The organism is Chlorogloeopsis sp. ULAP01 (assembly GCF_030381805.1).
Lineage (GTDB): Bacteria > Cyanobacteriota > Cyanobacteriia > Cyanobacteriales > Nostocaceae > Chlorogloeopsis.
This window is the reverse complement of record NZ_JAUDRH010000023.1, coordinates 78,636-97,938: the sequence shown is the minus strand read 5'-3', so window position 1 is coordinate 97,938 and position 19,303 is coordinate 78,636. Positions and strand designations below refer to the sequence as shown.

15 protein-coding genes and 1 pseudogene are annotated in these 19,303 nt (G+C 40.0%); 10 read left to right on the top strand and 6 right to left on the bottom strand.

Going from position 1 to position 19,303, the window contains the following annotated elements:
- From QUB80_RS33415 to QUB80_RS33405, 3 genes and pseudogenes are all read right to left on the bottom strand, one after another.
- Window positions 1-145: pseudogene (locus QUB80_RS33415) on the bottom strand (photosystem II q(b) protein); the annotation flags it as partial.
- A gap of 233 nt (window positions 146-378) precedes the next feature.
- Window positions 379-1,881 (bottom strand): MBOAT family O-acyltransferase, encoded by a 1,503-nt coding sequence (locus tag QUB80_RS33410; protein ID WP_289793762.1) that lies wholly within the window; start codon window positions 1,879-1,881, stop codon window positions 379-381.
- 139 nt (window positions 1,882-2,020) lie between these two features.
- Entirely contained in the window at window positions 2,021-4,993 is a 2,973-nt protein-coding gene (locus QUB80_RS33405; RefSeq protein ID WP_289793761.1) for a DUF1574 family protein, read from the bottom strand.
- A 208-nt stretch (window positions 4,994-5,201) separates the two neighbouring features.
- On the opposite strand from QUB80_RS33405, the gene QUB80_RS33400 reads away from it, so the two are divergent.
- From QUB80_RS33400 to QUB80_RS33390, 3 genes are all read left to right on the top strand, one after another.
- The gene (locus tag QUB80_RS33400) at window positions 5,202-5,432 is read left to right on the top strand and encodes a hypothetical protein (RefSeq protein WP_289793760.1); all 231 of its coding nucleotides are present in this window, start codon (window positions 5,202-5,204) and stop codon (window positions 5,430-5,432) included.
- 109 nt (window positions 5,433-5,541) lie between these two features.
- The gene (locus tag QUB80_RS33395; RefSeq protein ID WP_289793759.1) at window positions 5,542-8,619 is read left to right on the top strand and encodes a phosphoenolpyruvate carboxylase; all 3,078 of its coding nucleotides are present in this window, start codon (window positions 5,542-5,544) and stop codon (window positions 8,617-8,619) included.
- A gap of 86 nt (window positions 8,620-8,705) precedes the next feature.
- Window positions 8,706-8,957 (top strand): hypothetical protein, encoded by a 252-nt coding sequence (locus QUB80_RS33390; protein WP_289793758.1) that lies wholly within the window; start codon window positions 8,706-8,708, stop codon window positions 8,955-8,957.
- Between the two features lie 200 nt (window positions 8,958-9,157).
- On the opposite strand, the gene QUB80_RS33385 is transcribed toward QUB80_RS33390, so the two are convergent.
- A complete protein-coding gene (locus QUB80_RS33385; protein WP_289793757.1) occupies window positions 9,158-9,541 on the bottom strand; it encodes a transcription antitermination NusB family protein in 384 nt (127 codons plus the stop codon).
- Between the two features lie 225 nt (window positions 9,542-9,766).
- On the opposite strand from QUB80_RS33385, the gene QUB80_RS33380 reads away from it, so the two are divergent.
- Entirely contained in the window at window positions 9,767-10,072 is a 306-nt protein-coding gene (locus QUB80_RS33380; RefSeq protein WP_289793756.1) for a small RNA NsiR4-regulated ssr1528 family protein, read from the top strand.
- A 114-nt stretch (window positions 10,073-10,186) separates the two neighbouring features.
- Here QUB80_RS33380 and QUB80_RS33375 read toward each other — a convergent pair whose 3' ends face one another.
- Both QUB80_RS33375 and psbP read right to left on the bottom strand, forming a co-directional pair.
- Window positions 10,187-10,783, bottom strand: a complete 597-nt coding sequence (locus QUB80_RS33375) for a Maf family protein (RefSeq protein ID WP_289793755.1) — start codon at window positions 10,781-10,783, stop codon at window positions 10,187-10,189.
- A 232-nt stretch (window positions 10,784-11,015) separates the two neighbouring features.
- Complete coding sequence (gene psbP, locus QUB80_RS33370; RefSeq protein WP_289793754.1) at window positions 11,016-11,561, bottom strand: photosystem II reaction center PsbP; 546 nt, start codon at window positions 11,559-11,561, stop codon at window positions 11,016-11,018.
- A gap of 70 nt (window positions 11,562-11,631) precedes the next feature.
- On the opposite strand from psbP, the gene QUB80_RS33365 reads away from it, so the two are divergent.
- The 6 genes from QUB80_RS33365 (at window position 11,632) to QUB80_RS33340 (ending at window position 19,261) form a co-directional block, all read left to right on the top strand.
- Window positions 11,632-12,258 (top strand): hypothetical protein, encoded by a 627-nt coding sequence (locus tag QUB80_RS33365; protein WP_289793753.1) that lies wholly within the window; start codon window positions 11,632-11,634, stop codon window positions 12,256-12,258.
- A 147-nt stretch (window positions 12,259-12,405) separates the two neighbouring features.
- Window positions 12,406-12,696 (top strand): hypothetical protein, encoded by a 291-nt coding sequence (locus QUB80_RS33360; protein WP_289793752.1) that lies wholly within the window; start codon window positions 12,406-12,408, stop codon window positions 12,694-12,696.
- Between the two features lie 422 nt (window positions 12,697-13,118).
- Window positions 13,119-13,856, top strand: coding sequence for an LmeA family phospholipid-binding protein (locus tag QUB80_RS33355; RefSeq protein WP_289793751.1), 738 nt, complete (start codon window positions 13,119-13,121; stop codon window positions 13,854-13,856).
- 417 nt (window positions 13,857-14,273) lie between these two features.
- The gene (crtO, locus tag QUB80_RS33350; protein WP_289793764.1) at window positions 14,274-16,004 is read left to right on the top strand and encodes a beta-carotene ketolase CrtO; all 1,731 of its coding nucleotides are present in this window, start codon (window positions 14,274-14,276) and stop codon (window positions 16,002-16,004) included.
- Between the two features lie 252 nt (window positions 16,005-16,256).
- Window positions 16,257-17,951 carry a beta-carotene ketolase CrtO gene (gene crtO, locus QUB80_RS33345; RefSeq protein WP_289793750.1) on the top strand — a complete coding sequence of 565 codons (1,695 nt, stop codon included), beginning with the start codon at window positions 16,257-16,259 and terminating at the stop codon, window positions 17,949-17,951.
- 185 nt (window positions 17,952-18,136) lie between these two features.
- On the top strand, window positions 18,137-19,261 hold the full coding sequence (locus QUB80_RS33340; protein ID WP_289793749.1) for a saccharopine dehydrogenase family protein: 1,125 nt from the start codon (window positions 18,137-18,139) through the stop codon (window positions 19,259-19,261).
- The last annotated feature ends 42 nt before the right edge of the window (window positions 19,262-19,303 follow it).

Below are 19,303 nucleotides of genomic sequence, written 5' to 3'. Positions count from 1 at the left end.
TGAAGCAAGTTGTTGCGGCTAACAGAGTTGGGATCATCAACACGCCGAACCAACCTATGTATAGACGGTTGTCTGTGCTGGTGATCCACTCGCAAAACCGCTCCCATGCGTTGGCGCTTGTGCGTCTTTGTAGGGTTGTGGTCATTATTTTATGAGTGCAATTTTTGACAATGAATTAGGTAGATGTAGTTTCTACCTGTATTAAAAATGTTTACACAAATTTTTATCTTGTGCAAGTATTTACTCACTTAAAACATTACTTAATTTACAATATTTTACAATATTAAAATTTATTAATTTGTATATAAATATATTTAGTAAGATTACGCATAATATATATATAGTTTTGTTTAGATATATTTAGAGCTAAATTGATAGCTAGAAATCAAAGTAAATATATGGCAGGCTCCCTTCAGGGGCTAATATCCAAACAGCGTAGAAACAAGGAATTACGAACAAAAGTTTTACATACCAATTGAGTTGTAGTTTTAGTTGACGATTGAAAAAATAAGCCACAGCCATAAAAATGGCTAAAGTGAACAAAAGTATAGCTAATTGATATTGACTAATGTTTAATGCATCTACATAAACCTTTTGAGCAAATTGAGCATCACCCCGATAACCCCACAGTCGCTGAAATACAACAGAGGAGTCTTGCAAATTTGGTAGACGAAACCAAATCCAAGAAGTGAAAACCATCAATTGTGTCAGCAACCAACCAATAAAAACACCTAAAGGCTTTTGCCAGAAACTTTCTAGCTCTTCAAAGCTATCGCTCAGGGCATCAGTAAGTCTATGTAATACTAAAGCTAAACCGTGGTATGCACCCCAAACTAAAAATCCCAAGGCTGCTCCATGCCAAATACCTGCAATAATCATGACAATCATCAAATTTAAGCAGGTGCGATCCAAGCCTTTGCGAGAACCACCCAACGGAAAGTAAAGGTAGTTACGCAGCCAATCTCCCAGTGTCATATGCCAACGTCGCCAAAACTCAGCAATACTGGTACTGAAGTAAGGAAAATCAAAATTTTCTGGCAAAACTAAACCAAAGAGTAGAGCCGTACCACGGGCGATATCTACGTAACCACTGAAATCGAGATATAACTGAAAACCATAAGCAAATGTTGCTAACCATAAATCAGCACTACTTGCTCGTTGTAAGTTGCCAAAGCATAAATCTACGTAGATACCGATGTGATCTGCTATTAAACCTTTTTTAGCTGCTCCAATAGCAATCAACCATAAGGCTTCTGATACATTTTCGGCAGTAAGCGATCGCAAGTTACTAAATTGATGTGCCAGATTATGAAACCGAGTAATTGGGCCAGAAATTAATTTAGCAAAGAAAAATTTATACGCTGCAAATTTAATAAATTGAGAGGTAGCAGGTGCTCCTCGATAGACATCTACTAAATAAGCAATACACTCAAATACAAAAAATGAAATTCCTAAAGGTGCAATAATTTTGGAATATGCAAATGGTAAATTTGTTGAGCTGTTATTGCTGATAAAGCTTAATAATGGTGATAAATATTTAAAACCTAGCAAAAGTAAAATATTAATGCTCACGCCCAGATATAATAGTTTTACACTTTTGCTGTTCCAATCTGCTTGCGCAAATCTAGATTCTTCATCAGTAAGTTGCTCGTTTAAAGAATTTTGCTCTGATAATTGGTTTTGCCCAATTGCCATTCCTATACGGAAGTTAATAAAAATTAGTACTAGCAACAAGGGAATGTATTGAAGCTGTAGAGATGCATAAAAAGCAATACTGGCTATTAATAGTATCCATAAACGCAATTTTTGTTGTGCTACAGACCAATAAAATGCAAGCACTAGCAGCAAGAATATTCCGTATAAAATTGATATAAAGTTCATCTAATTAGTCATTATTTATTAGTCTTGGTAATTGGTAGAGACGCTTCGGTTCGGCGGAAGCGTCTACAAAATTAGTAGGTTGGTTGTCTATTTCTCCTCTCTGCTTCTTGTTCTCTTCTGCTTTCTACTAAGCATTTATCTACTTTGCAGGCCAAGGAATCATCGGATCTATAGCAAGTTTTTGCGAGACTTCGTATGCACCGTAACGATTGAGATGACTAGGATCAGAAAAGTAGTCATTTGCTGTTGGCCAAAGAACTCTAAAATCACGGTAAATTAAGTTGGAACGCTCGGCTAAAGTTAGCATATATTGTTGAAATTCCTGCTCATATTGCTGACGAATAGGATCTAAGTATTCTGCTGTCAGTGGCATATTAACAAAGACTAAATTAATTTTTTGTGACTCGGTAAATCGCAGTATTGCTTGTAAGGCGATTTCTTGCTTGCCTTCTAATTTAAAAGCAGTATAGTCATTATCATAGTTACCAGCAACTTTGGGATGTTTTTGATAATATGTGGATGGGTTAAAACGAATAGATAAAGGTAAAAAACCATCAAAATCTACTGCTTGATCAATAAGGTACTGTTCGCTATCTAAATTTGAATTTTTTGTGCCAAATTTAGCTGAGATTTCTTGCATAAATGGCACCGATTTCAGTCTTGTATTGAGTAGTTTTTTTAGTTCTTCGCGTTGTTGATATGTTTTAGAAATAGAAGATAATGTTTGATTTAAAAAGTTATCTAAAGATTTATAATTATTCTCTAGTTGAGTTTTTGGTTTTACTTTCTGCTCTATTTGTGTAGACTGAAAACTACTGAGATTATCATTAGAATTTTGGGTAGTTAATTCTTTGCGCAAGACTTTTTGGTAACCTGGAGATGCTGCGATCGCATTAAAAGTTATATCCTCTCTACCACTATTAAAGGCACGCGCACCATCTGCCCAAATTATCATTTTTGGTAGTTCTGATGGCTCTAAAACCCGGCGTAAGATAAAATCTACAACTTGCGCTGTGGCTCCATTAATACCAAAATTAAACACCTCAATCTTAGGATATCCATGAGTTGTGAGGGCTTTAGAAAGAGCTGAGGGATCTATTCCCCTCAAAGCACGGGAGGAGCCGAGAATTAATACATCAGGCGGTTTGCCATTCTTGGTAAGTCGCTGTCTGTAAAGAGCTAGCTGTTCATCTAATTGCCGAGCATTGAAACTGGGAAACTGCGATCGCGCCGCTAACAAAATTGCAGTTGCAGTTGCTTTTTCCCTTGGTTTGATATCTTCTATGCTCGTGAATCCAGAAGCATTGAATACATCACTTTGATTGGGAGACTTTTCTTTTGATGTATTGGCAAAAAAGATTGTACTTTCGTTATTGTTTAGAGAATTAGCTACAGTAGTTGGAACTGGAGTACTGACAGTTGCTGGTGCTGGAGGTGTAGAGTTAGCAACAATCCGAGCCAATATCCAATCTGACTGCACAGTCAGCAATAATCCCAGAGTACCCCAAACAATTGCTACTCGGTAGTTGGCATAGTCCTCCTCTGCTTGCTCTTGTGGCTGGTTAGTTTCAGTCAATAGCTGTGTTGCCAAAAGCCATTGTCTGAGTTTATTACCCCAATAACAAGCAACTTCCGCAAAAATACTTTGTACTTCTTGTCTACTTAAATCAGGACGCAGCACAGACTCGCTACCTTCAGATGGGATTAGATCGCCAACGTAAGCAGCGGTAGCGGCAAATTCTGGAGTAGCTTCTGGTACTAAACGTTGACGGTTGACAAAATCGACGCCATAATGCCATAAAGGTTCCTTGTTACCTGCACGACGACCGTAGACACGTACTCCAGCCAAACCAGGAATATTCAATTGCGATACAAACTGAGTAACTTTTTCTGCCACTCGTTTGCGTGCAGGGCAAACAGGTGCATCGCACATAATGTGTAATAAATCGCCTTTGCTTACCAACAAAACGCGAGTTCCACCTGTTTTGAGTCGAAGTTCAAGATCAGGATTAAGCATCCGCTCTAGTAAGAAAACAAGAGCAGGTTGATCACCTCCAGCCGCTAATTCCATGACTGAGGTTGCTAAAGCTTGATGTTCTGAAGCAGGCAAAGTTTGCCAGTCTATCCAAGCTGGTTGCTTATCAGCGTGTGTGTGTCCGTATATAGTAGCTGCGACAATGCCTTGGGGAGCAATGACTTCCAACTGAGACATTATTACTCTTAAGCACAGGGCTTTGTCTGGTATTTGGAATGTTGCTGGCTCCAAAGCGGTGGGGCTACAAAACATATGTAGTGTGGATTCTTTGAGAGTTATTCCCACTTTGAGATTGAACTCAGATAATTTGTCGTTTACTAAGCGGGCGATCGCCTGTACATCTCCCCAACGCGCCCATTCTTTTAGCATCACTTCGGTTGGCGTCAGATCCACCCGCAGCACCCAGCCAAAGCCTGTTTCACCTGGTACCGTTGTGGCAATAACTGCATCTTCATAGCCAGAAAGCTTAAGATTACGCAATTTCCGCGCTACTGGCTCGGCAATTAATGAAGGATCGGGGATATAACTAGACTGGCAATATATCCACAGTCGATTTTGAGCGGTGAGATTTTGTGGAGTTACCTGTTGCTGCTTGACTTTAACTTCTACCGCCACACCCAAAGAACTCAGTGTTTCGCTCAAATAGCGAGCGATCGCGTCTGGATTGCCTTGCCGTGCCAAGCTCTCATTAGAGAGAACCAGCGCTCCACCAGTTTGAGAAGATTGTTCTGCGTCTTGGAGTAAGGCTTGTTCTACCTGTTCCAAGTGCCGCTCCAATTGATTTAAGAAAACTTGATGGCACCATTGCGGCTTTGTTTCACCCTTCTTTCGACCGTAGACGAAAACTTGGTATATTGAGGGTTGTTCGCTACTTGTCAAAACATCCAAATTTGTATGCTGTAGTGCGTGCAGCAAATCAAACAGAGTACGCCAACGCCGGGGGCATTCTTGACTTTCACAAAGGATGTATAGATCGTTTCCCCGCAACCGAATTTTCACTCCTAAAGTGTTAATTCCTGTTGCTTGGCTTACCCATTGTATTAATGTCTGTTGGCTAGGTGGTAATACTGTTTTCATGGGAAGTTGAGTATGCAGGAGCTAGTATTGGGGATAGTATCTTGACTTGTAAACTAGAACCATAAGATTCATCACGATATGAAGTTTTTTAACATTTTTTCTGCATTATAAGTTTGCCAACCAAGCAAAGCACAGTTTTAGCTTGCAAGTCCGCCATTTGTCGAATTTTGTCCGTTGCCATTCATCCTCACACCACAGAGCATAACTTATGTCATCTTTTAACTCTAAATCTTCAACTAATTCTGATCTCAATTTAGTTTTGTTTTCCATTCCCCAATCTTTCCTCTTACAAGTTGGTACGACTTCTGTCCTGATGTTGCTGTTGGCAGAGAAAGCCACTGCACAAACTTTACAAGCGATCGGAGAAGCCACTGAGGAAATATTTCGTGGCGATCGCCTGCCCATCCTTGACTTTCCAGAAAACAACCTAGAAAACTAAAGTTAGTTATTATACTACATTTTCTGGAAATTATCGTGGCAAACTCCATGACTGTAAAGTGCAAAACCTGAAATCATAAAAAATAACTAGCTTTAACAGAACAGAGGATATGAGTTCCCTTTTATACTTTTTCTCTCAGGATGTGAATGTCTACCCTGCCTCCGATTTATTTTTACGCCACCGTCTACAAATAGTAGAGGAATTATGGGAGTCCGTTCTTCGGCAGGAATGTGGCCAAAAAATGGTAGATCTGTTGCGGCAATTACGCGACTTGTGTTCGCCAGAAGGACAAGCAACTAACGATCAAGCTTCCTCTGTATTCAAATTGATTGAGCAGCTCAACATTAATGAAGCCATTCGAGCGGCTCGTGCTTTTGCTTTGTATTTCCAGCTGATCAACATCATAGAGCAGGATTACGAACAACGGCAGCAAATGAATCGTTATGAGGTGGGAAAAGAATCAGGAACTCAAGAAACTCTACCAAATCTTGTTGCTTCACCAACTTCTCATACAGAAGAAAAACCCCTAAACAACGGATTAGGAGCAGATTTGCTAACAAAAAGTTGGCAAGCGGACTTGAGTGGTAAACGTAAAGGCACTTTTGCTGCCTTGTTTCCCCATTTATATCAGCTAAATGTACCACCCCAACAAATTCAACGTCTAATTGCACAGTTGGATGTGCAACTGGTGTTCACCGCTCACCCAACAGAAATTGTCCGCCACACAATTCGCGATAAACAAAGACGAGTAGTCAAACTACTACAGCAGCTAGATGTAGTTGAAAAGCGTGTTGGTAATAGTGGTTCTTGGGAAGCAACAGAAATACGGGAACAATTGATAGAAGAAATTCGTTTGTGGTGGCGAACTGATGAGTTGCACCAATTTAAGCCTTCAGTACTAGATGAAGTAGACTATGCTCTGCACTACTTCCAAGAAGTTTTGTTTGAGACTATTCCCCAACTGTATAAGCATTTGCAACGCTCTTTAGCTAGCACTTTTCCCTGGCTGGAACCACCGAGAAAGAACTTTTGCAAATTTGGTTCTTGGGTAGGGGCAGACAGAGATGGCAACCCATCAGTAACACCGGAAATTACCTGGCAGACTGCTTGCTATCAACGCAATATTGTTTTAGAAAGGTATATTCAATCAATTAAACGCCTGATTAATTTATTAAGCGTCTCACTGCACTGGAGTGATGTTCTACCAGATTTGCTGGAATCTTTGGAGATAGAGCAATCGCAGCTGAGTGAAGTATACGACGAGTTGGCACTGCGTTATCGCCAAGAACCGTATCGACTGAAAATGTCGTATGTGCTAAAACGTTTAGAAAATACTCGCGATCGCAATTTAGCTCTCTCGAAACGGGAAATTATCAAAAACGATAACACGCCGATATATCGCTCAGGAGACGAATTTTTAGCGGAATTACGCCTAATTGAACGTAATTTAAATGAAACTGGATTGACTTGTAGCGAACTAGAAAATTTAATCTGTCAAGTAGAAATTTTTGGTTTTAACCTGACTTGTTTAGATATCCGTCAAGAATCCTCGCGCCACTCGGATGCTTTAAATGAAATTTTGGAGTACTTGGGTGTTTTAAAGCAACCTTACGACGAATTGAGCGAGGAACAAAGAGTTGCTTGGTTGGTAAGCGAACTACAAACCCGTCGTCCTTTAATCCCAGCACAATTACCATTTTCACACAAAACTAACGATGTCATTGAAACCCTGCGGGTAGTGCGATCGCTCCAACAAGAATTTGGTGGCGACATCTGCAAAACTTACATTATTAGTATGTGCCGCCAAGTCAGTGATGTGCTAGAAGTATTGCTTTTAGCTAAAGAAGCAGGGCTTTACGATCCTGGTACTGCTGTTGGCACCATTCAAGTAGTTCCTCTATTTGAAACAGTTGAAGACTTACAGCGATCGCGCAGCGTCATGCGGCAGTTATTTGAGTTGCCCTTGTATCGGGCTTTACTGGCAGGTGGATACGCAGCAATTGAAGGGGACAGGGGACAGGGGACGGGTGATAGGGGACAGGTGACAGAAGCGTTCTTTGCGTCTCATTCTCCTCTGACTCCCAATCTGCAAGAAGTAATGCTGGGGTATTCTGATAGTAATAAAGACTCTGGCTTTCTAAGCAGTAACTGGGAAATTCATAAAGCCCAAAAATCACTACAGCAAATTGCTGAAAATTATGGCGTCAATCTGAGAATATTCCACGGACGGGGTGGTTCTGTTGGACGTGGCGGTGGCCCAGCATATGAGGCAATTTTGGCACAACCTGGTCATAGTATCAACGGGCGCATCAAAATTACCGAACAAGGGGAAGTTTTAGCTTCTAAATATTCTTTGCGAGACTTAGCTCTGTTCAATTTGGAAACTATCACTACTGCTGTTATTCAGGCTAGCTTGTTGCGGACTGGGTTTGATGATATCGAACCCTGGAATGAAATTATGGAAGAGTTGGCAGTGCGATCGCGTACTCATTATCGCGCTCTCATCTACGAAGAACCAGATTTTATTGATTTCTTCCACCAAGTTACTCCGATAGAAGAAATTAGCCTCCTACAAATTAGCTCTCGCCCAGCGCGTCGTCCATCAGGTAAAAAAGATTTAAGTGGTTTACGGGCAATTCCTTGGGTGTTTAGTTGGACGCAAACACGATTTTTGCTACCTTCCTGGTATGGTGTTGGCACAGCATTACAAGAATTTTTGAACGAAGAACCGGAAGAACACTTAAAATTGCTGCGTTATTTTTACATTAAATGGCCATTCTTTAAAATGGTTATTTCTAAAGCAGAAATGACATTAGCAAAAGTAGACTTGCAAATGGCGCAGCGTTACGTGGAAGAATTGTCTAATCCGCAAGATATACCCCGTTTTAAGAGATTATTTGAGCAAATAGCCAATGAATACTATCTCACACGAGATTTAGTTCTAAAAATTACCGATCACCAACGACTTTTAGATGGTGATCCTGTTTTACAGCGTTCTGTGCAGCTACGCAATGGCACAATTGTACCGCTAGGCTTTATCCAAGTTGCTTTGCTCAAGCGATTGCGCCAGTCAAAAAATATACCCACTTCTGGAGTTATTCACTCTCGATATAGTAAGGGAGAACTACTACGCGGGGCATTGTTAACAATTAATGGTATTGCCGCCGGGATGAGAAATACAGGTTGATATTGTTGGTGGATAGTTGATAGTGGTTAGTGGTTAATGGAAATTAACCATTAACAATTAACAATTCACTATTAACTCATTGACTAATGACTAAAAACAGAATTTTCATTTGCACCTTTTTAGCATTGTTATCAGGCTTTTTAAGTGCTTACATCGGTGGGCAAATTAGCTTAACTTTGCGTAGCCAAAAGTGCCAAAATCAAGCTTGGGGTTTACAGCAGATGTGCAATGCTTGGGAAACACCAGGAGCCATATGGCAAGGCAGCATCACGGGATTGTGGACTGGTACTATTTTAGGGGCATTTTTCGGTGGATTGTTAACGCGACAAAGAACATAGTTAATCGTGTCTCTACTATTAGTGGTTAGTGGTACTTTTTCACAACTAACCACTAACTCATTACGTTTAATGTGAATTAGCCTAACTCACTTTGAGTGATCCAAGTATGTATGATAACAACGACCACAGATAAACACAGATGCACACGGTTGATTTATCTGTGTTTATCTGTGTCCATATGTAGTCGATTTTTTAGTTTCTCAACCGTCTGTTGAAGCTGTGGGCTTTGAAGGATTGCTTAAAGTAGTCCAAGAATTGGTGCTAGTATCAAAGCAGCGCCAATTTCCCTCCTCTTCCTGGTAGCAAAATAAACTGCGGTCGTCAATATACAAGTTATCTGTTAAGAAGTAGATAATACCTCGAAAAGGATAGGTTTTGCGGCTCAAGCGTTTGGCGACTGCTTGATTAGGACATTCCACCACGAATACTGGTTGTTCATCTAAATGAGCCAAAGAGAAGATGCACATCCGCAAAATTGCTCGCAACCAGCTTTCTGAATGTTCAAAATAATCGTCGATAATTTTGTTAGTCAGAGCTTTTTCTAAGGCACGGTCTTTTCTTTGAGGAGTGTGGGGTTCAAACATTGCTCCACCTAAATGGCTATACCGTTGGATTGAGATTAATCTAAAAGTTTTAAATATACAAGCGTGTAAGCAACAATACGGTAATATTTAGATTTTGCTATTGTCGCTGCACAGGAATTTCTTAATGGGAGCTTCCTAGATAATTCGCTACACGGAAAAAATAGTTGCTATTTTGTATCCACAAGCTTGGTAGAATGCAGCATTGACGATCAAAATACATTAGCCATGACTGCTGAAACGAACGAAGTTAAGCAAACAACCAAGGGTGCTGATGCTGTTGATGAAGCGATCGCACAAGGAATTGATTTTGACGGTTCTCCTATTCCTTCTGCCAAACTGGAGCTTTATCACAAAGTCATGGCACTAGAAGCAAATAGACAACGCAGTGGTGTCAGTAATACCATGCGATCGCGCATCGTGCGGATTGGGGCAAAACACATTCCGCAAGCGGAACTTGACAAAATGCTGGTAGATGCTGGTTTTGCACCTTTAAAAGAGAAAGAAGTTGCCTTTTTCTACGGCGGCAAGTAGGCAACAAATTCGGCAGTCGATTTTGTAGCGGACGAATTAACCGTAAATAACTACGGTTAATTCAGCTATTATATATATTTTATCTGTTGGCGGAGTTGCTTTTTGCCTTTTTGACTAGTTATTCCAGAAATCTGTGACATCGTACCCTAATTCTGCAAGCATTTGCCGTAGTAAAGGTAAACTTAGCCCAATCACATTACTATGACAACCTTCTATTTTTTCTACGAATAGACTACCGTAACCTTCTAAAGCAAAAGCACCGGCACATTTGAGTGGTTCGCCCGTGGCAATGTAGGCATCAATAGCGCGATCGCTCATCGGTGCAAAGTAAACTCTCGTGACTTGACATTTAACCAGAGTGCGATTTTGAGATAGATCAATTAAAGTATGACCTGTATATAAATCGCCAAAATGGTTTTGCATCACCTGCCAGCGCTGACGAGCTTCACCAGCGTCTTTTGGTTTGCCGTGAATCTCATTATTAAGAGCTAAAACGGAGTCACAACCCATGATCAAAGCAGAATTAAATTGAGGTGTTACAGTTTGGGCTTTGCATTGGGCTAAAGTTTGCACCAATTGTGCCGGATCTTTAAGTTGTGCTTGCGACTCATCAAAATTACTAGGGCAAACTATCGGCTCAATACCAACAGTTTGTAGCAAGCGTCGTCGCGCTGGAGAAGCTGAGGCGAGAACGAATTTTGTTATGCCCATAGACTAGGAACTACTAACCACTAAATACTGTACGGGCGAGTTTAGAAGATAAATTATCAGTTTGAATGGCAAGATTATCAGCAAAACCCGCACGGCAGTCGCTACAACCGGGGGAACCTGACGCCAGGTGCACTCGACGCGCTTAACCCGACGCCAGGTGCTGGCTCCCCTACTAACCACTATCCATTATCAGTTAACAATTAGCTATTAGCCATTAACCACTAACTCTTAATTAATATACAGAGAAAGAATCAACAGATTCTTGAATCATGCCTTTTACTTTCCGCCAGCGTTTTTCTGGAATAGAGGCATTGAAAGTAAAAAGTTTACCTCTACTAGTGGCAACGCTAGCTAGGTTATGCCGTTGTTGTTTGTTGGGGAGGGTGATCAGATATTCTAATATGTAGTAAGTATTACCGTTTAACTCTCGTTGCTCGGCATTAACTAATTCTGCTTGACGACCAGAACCTTCAGGAGCAAGGGCATTTTTCCCCAATTTATATCCTACATCTGTTGGTGTCCCCAATTCTATCAAAGTTTTACCTTGTGGTACTGGACTAATGACAACAGAGGCATTTTCACTAAACTCTATTAAATCGTGGAAGACTACATCAGGGCCGTTGGCAACTTTAACTTGAACCCAGCCGTTAGGATATGAGAATTGATAGCCATCAGTAGTGTCTACGTAGTCTCTAAGCGCTGCTGCGGCTGCGGTACTGTAATTAGTTAAGCTAAAAGTTAACACTAATAAAAAAATAATTGCAATTTTTTTCCACATTGGTTTTAATTCCTTTAGGCTGGAAGCAATACAAAGCAAGCGTAATTTTTCGTTTATCATTGTCCCACGGATGCTGACAACTTACGAACTGCGCTGGTTTTACCCTGGTAAAGCACCAGAAGATATTCAATTGTGGTTTGAGCAAAATTGTCTTGTTCAGCCGTTACAAACTCCAGAAACAAGGGAAGATATATATCTTTACTCTCCCGAATCTAAGTTCCTGGGCATTAAACTGCGGCAAGAAAGATTAGAAGTCAAATGGCGTAAAGCAGAATTAGGCACACTAAATTTTAGTAGCTCCGTAGAAGGCAAAGTAGAAAAATGGGGTAAGTGGTTGTGTTGCGATTCAAAACAAGAAGGTTTTGAGTTAGAGCAGGTTGTAAATAACCCTGTCTGGGTAAGCGTTCAAAAAGTTCGTTACTCTCAACTTTATCAAGTCTTACCTGAGTTTTCGCTAGAACCTGTTTCCGATCATGAAAATATTGATAATGGTTGCAGGGTTGAACTTACTCATCTGATGATTCAAGAGAGCGCGTGGTGGAGCCTTGGGTTTGAAGCTTTTGGTGATGATAGCCGTTTGATGGATAATCTGCAAATCACAGCCCACAGAGCATTCAATAGTGAATGCGGCTCCAAGTTTCTTGCTGATGATTCCTATGCTTATCCGAGTTGGTTAGCGCTAGTTTATGGTGAATAGTACCTACAGTGAGAGCGAGAATTAGACTATATGACTTTTAGACGACTTTGCGATCGCCTATCTCTACTTTTATACAGATTTTCCAAAAGGGGGAATTAGCTACATTGGCAGGTATAAGACTTATTGATTGTGTGTATCTTCCCACTTATGCAGCTGAAGCTTCAAAAACAAATTATTAAAGAAGTTAAAGCGGCACACGTTATCAATCCCATTGAATCAGCAGAATTAGTAGGGCTACATATTGATGTCAGCGATCGCCGAAGAGCAAAAATTGTCAAAAGCTGTCAAGATATTCCCGGACAAGAGTTATTTCAGTATCTTGATGATGATAGATATCGGAAAGCGAACAGCTCTGGTGATGTGAATGATTATCTACGCAAAATCACAGGTTTGGATTTCACCGCTAAAGTTTTCGTACCTGTTTCGATACTGTTTTAGTTTAGTAGCACAATAATTATATAATTTAGGGCAATTTACCTCACCGACAGTGGCTAAGAAAAACATCACCCAGGTAATTAAAAACATAGCTTAAGAATTAGACAATCGTCCGGAAAATTGTAGGAAATATTATATTTATTTAGCCATTCTTGAATCATATATAGACGACTCTTTTTTGGCTATATTGGAACAATAACTAGAGACAAGACAAGACATATTAAATTTATACTTACATTCAAAAGAACGAGTATTATGTAAAACAATAAAATATTATTTATTAATAGAGAATAATTAATATTTTTTCAATAATTAATTTTCTAGTATCTATTGACAGAGACATTCTATTCTATACCTTATTACAGATACACTTCCTGTTGACTAGCACTTAAATTAAATAGAAAGTTTATAAATAAAATAAACTCATGTCACAAGAACGAAACCTTGAAGAAAATTTACTATCCCAAGCAGCAGAAAATACATTATCCAGCCAGTTAGATGAAGCAGAAACAATAGAAGTAGACGTACAAACAGATTTGCTAAAAATAATTCAAGGACAAGCAGATGCTGTTTCTTTATCTGGAGAAGGGCTGGAAATACAAGGTATTCGCATACAAGAAATAGAGGTACAAACAGATAAAATTGCTATCAATCCTCTTAGCGCGATTTTCGGTCAAATTGAACTGAATCAACCCGTCAATACCACTGCTCGCATCATACTTACAGAAGCAGATATTAACCATGCGCTTACTTCAGAATCTATTCGCAGCAAAATTCAAAACTTTGATTTAAATGTAGACGGTGAAATTATCAGTTTAAAACCACAAAAAATACAAATTGGTTTACCTGATGATGGCAAAATCAAATTTCATGGAACAGTACTAATAAAAGAAAAGCGTCATACTCGCCAGATAGCGTTTACAGCAGTGGTTAGCCCACGTACTATAGACAAACCTATCCTAATAGAAAGTTTCAATTGCGACCAGGGAGAAGGTATTTCTCTTGATATGATTGTGTCCTTAATGAACAAAGTCAAAGAACTGGTTAACTTACCATATTTTGAGTTTGATAATACGAAATTTCGTTTGATAAACATGGAAGTAAGAAAGGGTAATATGATACTTTTGGTAGAAGCTAATGTGAAACGAATTCCTACGCTATAAAAAGTATTTATTGATTGCTGTGACAACAATGGAATCAAATAAACAATTTAACATTTAATCATCACTTTAGTTAGCTTTTTGCTGATAATGTGGAGTTTATTAATTATCAAACTCCAATATATACGATCTATATTTTATTTTGACATAGACGTAGGGTGCGTTACGCTTCGCTAACGTACCTTCCAAGGTCTTGGTGCGTTATGAACTCTGTTCTAACGCACCCTACATATACTATATATGCTTAGATTTTTTCAAATTCCGCTCTTGCTTAGGTAAAGCCCTTCTTGTTTGTACTTATCGCAGGATAGGTAGCTACTGTGCGTCTACTGTCATCTATCCTCTGCTTTTAATTTATTAAGAGAGTTATTAAGTTTTTATAACTGATGAGTGATGTTGTAATTTTAACGGACTTCTAAGATTAGAAAAGCATTTATTTCCACAATTGCCACTATGCAAGAGTACGATGTTGTGATTATTGGTGCAGGACACAATGGATTAGTTTGTGCTGCCTACTTACTAAAAGCAGGATATAGTGTTCTACTATTGGAAAAGCGTTCTGTTCCTGGAGGTGCGGCAACTACCGAAGAATGCTTACCTCAAGAAGCACCGGGATTTAAATTTAACTTGTGTGCTATTGACCACGAATTTATTCACCTTGGGCCAGTAGTTCAAGAGTTAGAATTGGAAAAATATGGTTTGGAATATCTCGAATGTGATCCAGTAGTATTTTGCCCGCATCCAGATGGTAAATATTTTTTAGGTCATCAGTCTTTAGAAAAGACTTGTGCAGGAATCGCCCGTTACAATGAGCGTGATGCTAAAAAATACGCAGAGTTTACCGATTATTGGCAACGGGCATTGGGTGCGATGATTCCTATGTTCAACGCACCACCAAAGTCAGTCTTAGACATTTTAGGTAATTACGACGTCACCAAAATCAAAGATTTATTCTCGGTAATAGGTTCTCCTAACAAGACACTGGACTTTGTTCGCAATATGTTAACCAGTGCAGAGGATCTTCTTAACGAGTGGTTTGATGAAGAATTCCTCAAAGCACCTCTAGCAAGACTGGCTTCTGAACTTGGTGCGCCACCTTCGCAAAAAACCATTGCTATTGGTGCGATAATGATGGCGATGCGTCACAACCCTGGTATGGCAAGACCTCGTGGTGGTACTGGGGCTTTAGTGCAAGCTTTGGTAAATTTAGTGACAAGTAAAGGCGGTGTTATCTTAACTGATCAGCACGTGAGTAAAGTTTTGATTGATAATGGACGTGCTGTTGGTGTGCGGGTGGCAAATGGTAAAGAATACAGAGCTAAATATGGTGTTATTTCTAATATTGATGCCAAGCGGGTATTCTTGCAATTGATGGATAAAGGTGATGTTGATGCAGTTGATGCAGAGTTGCGGGAAAGATTAGAACGCCGCATTGTTAATAACAATGAAACCATTCTCAAGATAGACTTGGCTTTAAATGAAGTGCCGCGTTTTGAACGCTACGAACATAGAAATGAGTATTTAATCGGCTCTGTTTTAATTGCAGATTCGGTTGCTCACGTAGAACAAGCCCACAGCAAATGTACCTTAGGAGAGATTCCCGATTCTGATCCGTCAATGTATGTGGTGGTGCCAACTGTGTTAGATCCGTCGATGGCACCTCCAGGCAAACATACAGTGTGGATTGAATTTTTCTCTCCTTATCAAATAGCTGGTGCAGAAGGTACAGGTTTGAATGGTACTGGTTGGACAGACGAACTGAAAAATAAAGTTGCTGATAGGGTAGTAGATAAGTTAGCAGAGTATGCACCAAATTTAAAAAATTCAATTATCGCCCGTCGTGTCGAAAGTCCGGCAGAATTGGGAGAAAGACTGGGTGCATATAAGGGAAACTACTACCACGTTGACATGACTCTGGATCAGATGGTGTTTTTCCGTCCCTTACCAGAAATCGCTAACTACAAAACACCAATTGAGAATTTATTCTTGACTGGTGCGGGGACACATCCAGGTGGCTCTATTTCTGGAATGCCAGGACGTAATTGTGCGCGGGTATTTTTACAGAGTAAGCATCCCATTGCTCAGACTTTGAAAGATGCACGCGACTCAATCAAGTCAACGGTTGAGTCTGTATTTGGGATGAATAAGTAACCAAGATTTTGGAGTTGCCCGCAGACTAGAAGTCTGGGACTATACAAACAAAGGCTGCCTACGCAGTCTTAACTAACTCGTTCCCAGCCCCAGGCTGGGAATGAAGTATTTTAGCATCCTGCTATAGATTGACAATAGACAATAATTAAATAAAAGAAATGCCGAATATGTGATTATAACTAGCGAAAGAGTTTTGTTTCCTACTCACTTTCTAACATCGGGAAAGATACACACATTTCCCAAATTGCAACTATGGAAGCGTATGACGTTGTAATTATTGGTGCTGGACATAATGGTTTAGTTTGCGCCGCCTATCTCCTCAATGCTGGTTATAGCGTCTTGCTTTTGGAAGCGCGATCGCTACCTGGTGGTGGTGCCACAACTGAAGAACTTTTGCCGAAAGAAGCACCTGGATTTAAGTTCAATCCTTGCGCAATTAATCACTTATTTATTTTCTTAGGTTCAGTCATTCAAGAATTAGAATTACACAAGTATGGCTTAGAATATCTTTTCTGCGATCCAGTTGTTTTTTGTCCCCACCCAGATGGGAAGTATTTCTTAGCTCATAAATCTGTTGAAAAAACTTGTGCAGAAATTGCCCGTTACAGTCAACGCGATGCTCATAAATATGCTGAATATATTGACTTTTGGCAGCGCTTTGTGACAGGAATTACTCCCTTTTTCAATGCACCACCTAAATCTATCGTTGATGCTGCTGGAAATTACAACCTCAAAAATCTCCAAGATTTGTTTTCGATAGTGGGCGGTACTAACACAACTCTAGATTTAATTCGTACCTTACTCAGCAGTGCAACTGATAATATCAACGAGTATTTTGATTCTGAATTTCTTAAAGCACCCCTGGCTCGATTATCGGCGGAACTAAGTTCGCCTCCTTCGCAAAAAGCCATGTCCTTTGGAGCGATGATGTTGGCACTGCGCCATCATCCTGGTATGGCACGCCCTCGTGGTGGTTCTGGCGCACTCACCGATGCTTTAGTAAATTGTGTCAAAAGCCAAGGTGGTGCAATCCTAACTAACCAAAATGTAGAGAAAATATTAGTTGATGATGGTAAAGCTGTTGGTGTGAGAGTTACTGGCAACAAAGAATATCGCGCTACAAAAGGTGTAATTTCTAATATTGATGCCAAACGATTGTTTTTGCAATTAGTGGATAGTGAGGATGTAGATAGCAGCGATCGCAATTTACGAGAAAGATTAGAACGCCGTATTGTCAACAATAACGAAACAATTCTTAAAATTGATTGTGCCTTATCTGAACCACTGCACTTTGAGTATCATCAACATAAAGACGAGTATTTAATCGGTTCTATTCTGATTGCCGATTCTGTCAATCATGTAGAACAAGCTCACAGTGAAATTAGTTTGGGAAAAATTCCCGATGATAATCCTTCAATGTACTTAGTAATGCCTACTGGACTCGACCCTTCAATGGCTCCTCAAGGCAAGCATACATTATGGATAGAGTTTTTTGCCCCTTATCAAATAGCTGGTGCAGAAGGAACAGGATTAAAAGGTACAGGTTGGACAAATGATCTGAAAAATAAAGTTGCAGACAAAGTTTTAGATAAACTAGCCCAGTATTCGCCCAATCTCAAACATTCTATCATTGCTCGTCATGTTGAAAGTCCTGCTGAGTTAGGAGAACGTTTGGGAAGTTACAAGGGGAATTACTACCACATCGACATGACTTTGGAACAGATGATGTGCTTTCGTCCGTTGCCAGAATTGGCCAATTATACAACTCCAATTGAAAATTTGTATCTTACTGGTGCAGGAACTCATCCAGGTGGTTCAATTTCTGGAATGCCAGGGCGCAATTGTGCGCGGGTATTTTTGCATCACCAGAAACCTTTAGCACAGACACTAAAAGAAGCAGGTAGTTCCATTAAATCTGCGATTGGATCTGTTTTTCAAGGTGAATGATGTTTAAAGCCTATATAGAGGCGGTAGTCGCATCGAACTCCTAGTCTCTACGCCTGAAACTACTATTTACTAAACGTGCAACCCCAAAAGTCTTATTTTTTAAATTAACCACGTCATACTTACTAGCGATGACAATCATAAGGGAAAATTGATGTAATAAAGCTGCTGTTGGCAATGCTGGAGAAATGACAGATCGGGTTTTAATTCTTGGAGGAAGGGGGCGGATCGGTAGTAGTGTTGCTCAGGATTTAGTCACCCATACACAGGCAGAAGTAATTATAACTGGACGCACTCCTACAACTGGGCTACAAGCAGGCTTGCAACTCGGTTCACAAGTGCAATTTTTAGTATTGGACTTGGCTGATGTGGAAAAATTAGAGGAGGTGATCACTTCTTCTAACTTAGTCATTCACTGTGCGGGGCCATTTCATCACCGAGATGCTAATGTTTTGAAAATATGTATTGCAAAAGGCGTTAATTATATAGATGTCAGCGACCATCGTTCTTTTACTAGCAAGGCTCTAGAATATCATGAGCAAGCTACTGCTGCGGGTGTGACGGCTGTGGTTAATACAGGGATTTTTCCCGGTATTTCTAATAGTATGGTTCGTCATGATGTAGAGCAATTTGAGACACCAGAAAAGATTCATTTGAGTTATTTGGTGTCTGGTTCTGGTGGTGCTGGGATCACAGTCATGCGGACAACGTTTTTAGGTTTACAAAATCCTTTTGAAGCTTGGATAGATGGTAAATGGCAAACAGTAAAACCTTACAGCGAGCGCGAAGCTGTTAATTTCCCATCTCCCTACGGACGTAGTGGAGTTTATTGGTTTGATATGCCCGAAACCTTCACTCTACCCCACGCTTTCCCAGAAGTTAAAACCGTCATTACCAAATTTGGTTCTGTTCCTGATTTTTATAATCATCTCACTTGGATAGCGGCTCATGTTTTTCCTAAATCGTGGATCAAAAATCATAAAGGTGTAGAATTTTTGTCTCATGTCAGCCATTTTATGACTGATGTTAGCGATCGCTTCACGGGTATTGGGGTAGCAGTTCGTTCGGAAGTTACAGGACAAAAAGATGGTAAAAAATCCGTTTATTGTTCAACTTTAATCCATAAAAATACTGCTGCTGCTGCTGGTTGTGGTACTGGCAGTCTCGGTCAATTGCTACTAGAAGGTAAACTTAAAAAACCAGGAGTTTGGCCGGTTGAAGAAGTACTGTCAACAGATTTGTTTACAGAAGTAATGGAAAGTCGGGGTATAACAATTCACCAAGGTTGGATAGAAAAGTTTGGCGAGCAATAATTAAAAATCTTGTACTCATTCTATATTTAAAACAAATCGACC

Coding starts and splice junctions, on each gene's coding strand:
- psbP (WP_289793754.1), bottom strand. CDS start 11,561: ATGTGGAAAAAAATTGCAATTATTTTTTTATTAGTGTTAACTTTTAGC.
- QUB80_RS33410 (WP_289793762.1), bottom strand. CDS start 1,881: ATGAACTTTATATCAATTTTATACGGAATATTCTTGCTGCTAGTGCTT.
- QUB80_RS33400 (WP_289793760.1), top strand. CDS start 5,202: ATGTCATCTTTTAACTCTAAATCTTCAACTAATTCTGATCTCAATTTA.
- QUB80_RS33385 (WP_289793757.1), bottom strand. CDS start 9,541: ATGTTTGAACCCCACACTCCTCAAAGAAAAGACCGTGCCTTAGAAAAA.
- QUB80_RS33360 (WP_289793752.1), top strand. CDS start 12,406: ATGCAGCTGAAGCTTCAAAAACAAATTATTAAAGAAGTTAAAGCGGCA.
- crtO (WP_289793750.1), top strand. CDS start 16,257: ATGGAAGCGTATGACGTTGTAATTATTGGTGCTGGACATAATGGTTTA.
- QUB80_RS33405 (WP_289793761.1), bottom strand. CDS start 4,993: ATGAAAACAGTATTACCACCTAGCCAACAGACATTAATACAATGGGTA.
- QUB80_RS33390 (WP_289793758.1), top strand. CDS start 8,706: ATGACTAAAAACAGAATTTTCATTTGCACCTTTTTAGCATTGTTATCA.
- QUB80_RS33380 (WP_289793756.1), top strand. CDS start 9,767: ATGACTGCTGAAACGAACGAAGTTAAGCAAACAACCAAGGGTGCTGAT.
- QUB80_RS33355 (WP_289793751.1), top strand. CDS start 13,119: ATGTCACAAGAACGAAACCTTGAAGAAAATTTACTATCCCAAGCAGCA.
- QUB80_RS33395 (WP_289793759.1), top strand. CDS start 5,542: ATGAGTTCCCTTTTATACTTTTTCTCTCAGGATGTGAATGTCTACCCT.
- QUB80_RS33365 (WP_289793753.1), top strand. CDS start 11,632: ATGCTGACAACTTACGAACTGCGCTGGTTTTACCCTGGTAAAGCACCA.
- QUB80_RS33375 (WP_289793755.1), bottom strand. CDS start 10,783: ATGGGCATAACAAAATTCGTTCTCGCCTCAGCTTCTCCAGCGCGACGA.
- QUB80_RS33340 (WP_289793749.1), top strand. CDS start 18,137: ATGACAGATCGGGTTTTAATTCTTGGAGGAAGGGGGCGGATCGGTAGT.